This is a genomic window from Aerococcus sp. L_32 (genome assembly GCF_050689315.1).
This window is the reverse complement of the sequence record NZ_JBOEQF010000360.1, coordinates 1-1,974: the sequence shown is the minus strand read 5'-3', so window position 1 is coordinate 1,974 and position 1,974 is coordinate 1. Positions and strand designations below refer to the sequence as shown.

At 40.7% G+C, this 1,974-nt stretch carries 1 protein-coding gene; it reads left to right on the top strand.

The features are described from left to right. The first annotated feature begins 267 nt into the window (after positions 1-267). Entirely contained in the window at positions 268-1,878 is a 1,611-nt protein-coding gene (locus ACRCJ0_RS12900; RefSeq protein ID WP_419971376.1) for a peptide ABC transporter substrate-binding protein, read from the top strand. The last annotated feature ends 96 nt before the right edge of the window (positions 1,879-1,974 follow it).

Genomic DNA, 1,974 nt, shown 5'->3' with positions numbered 1-1,974 from the left:
GGTCCTGAGTCAAGTTGTTTAGCCCAAAATCTTTTTGCAAAAAATGTAACTCGTTCTAAAAGCTTGATGTATGGGAATTTCCAAATCTATCAAAATTTAATGAGTTTTTAGAAGTGCAAATTTGGTACTTCATTCATTATTAATGATCGAAATAACCAAGTTTAAATTCTACCAAAAATAAAATCCCTTGTCACTTGTAACTTGAAAACAAGGGGGACAATTGTATAATGAATCAAATGCTATCAAGAAATGTGGGAGGTAATATATATGAAGAAAATAGCGTTGGGACTAGTGGCAGCGGTAGTGCTTGCGGCTTGTGGCACCAAAGAGGAAGCTACAGAAAAGGTCTTGAATATTCAATCCACGGATGAAATTCAATCAGCTGATACGGCCTTTGCGGCATCGAATATTGCAACAATCACAGCCAATATGAACTTTTATAACGGTTTGTACACTTATGATTTGGACAACCAATTAATTGCGGCGGATGCAGACGACATGCCGACAGTTTCTGAGGATGGGACTGTTTACACCATTAAATTGAAGGAAACAGCGACCTGGTCAAACGGTGATCCCGTGACAGCCAACGATTACGTCTATGCATGGCGACGAATGGTGGATCCTGACTTAGGTGCGCCGTATGCTTATATGTTTGATGGCACAATCGACAATGCCACAGAAATCATGGCTGGCGAATTGGCTGTCAGTGAATTAGGGGTTCAGGCAGTGGACGATAAGACTTTGGTAATCACCTTAGAAAATCCAACAGCCTACTTTACCGACCTCTTGACCGTGCCTGCTTATTACCCGCAAAATCAGGAAGTCGTTGAAGTAGCAGGTGACCAATATGGGTCCACCAGTGATACTGCCGTCTATAACGGTCCATTTGTTTTAGCTAATTGGGATGCAGCGACTGGAAACACCTGGACTTTTGCAAAAAATGACCACTACTGGGATGCTGACAAAGTCAATTTAGATGCGGTTAATTTCCAATACCTACCTGAAACAGCCACCGCACTAAATTTATACGATTCTGGCCAATTAGATGTCATCGAATTAACTGGTAACTTTGCGGTCCAAAACCAAAATAATGGAGACTACCAAACTTATCCAATCCCGCGGACAAATTATATCGAAGTTAACCACGAAACACCGGGCCTAGATAACTTGAATATCCGCCGTGCCATCTATCAAGCCATTGACCGGGAAGCTTTTGTAGATAATATTTTACAAAACGGGTCAATCGCAAGTAACGCCTTTGTATCACGAGAAGTTGCCTGGAATCCAGACACTGATGCTGATTTCAGAGATGATGCGACGATTGAAACAGATTACGATTTAGAAACTGCCCAAGAAAATTGGGAAAATGGGTTAACGGAGGCTGGTATAGATTCTTTATCGTTGGAGATGGTTGCGGCTGATGATGAAGAAAGCCAAATTTTTGCGGAGTATATTCAATCGCAATTAACAGAAAATCTACCGGGTATTGAAGTTACCATAAAGACTATGCCGTCATCTGCTCGATTTGCAGCCTTATCTGATGGTGACTATGACTTAGGTGTTACTTTCTGGCAAGCTGATTTCGGGGACCCAATCAACTATTTAGAACGTTTTGATTCCACTATTACCCGCGGAAATTATCAATATGATGAATTGGATGAATTGGTGGCTCAAAGTCGCGCGCAGGCCCTTAATCCTAGTGGTAGATGGGAAACGCTGATTATGCTTGAAAAAGCTGCCTTAGATGATTATGCTGTTCAGATTCCAGTTTACCAGTCTTACCAAGCTATTCTAGAAAATCTACGAGTATTTGATATCAATCGACCAGGTCAATCATATATCAATTATAGATGGGCCGATATTCAGACAGCGGAGTAGGGTAATGACAGATAACCTAACGTAATAGCCAGTACTTTCAAAATTCCGTGTAAAAATGTTTATCATTTTGTCATAAAAAACTTTTCATCTTTGGTA

Bases quoted from the DNA above. Each gene is read 5' to 3' on its own strand.
- ACRCJ0_RS12900 (WP_419971376.1), top strand. From the start codon at position 268: ATGAAGAAAATAGCGTTGGGACTAGTGGCAGCGGTAGTGCTTGCGGCT.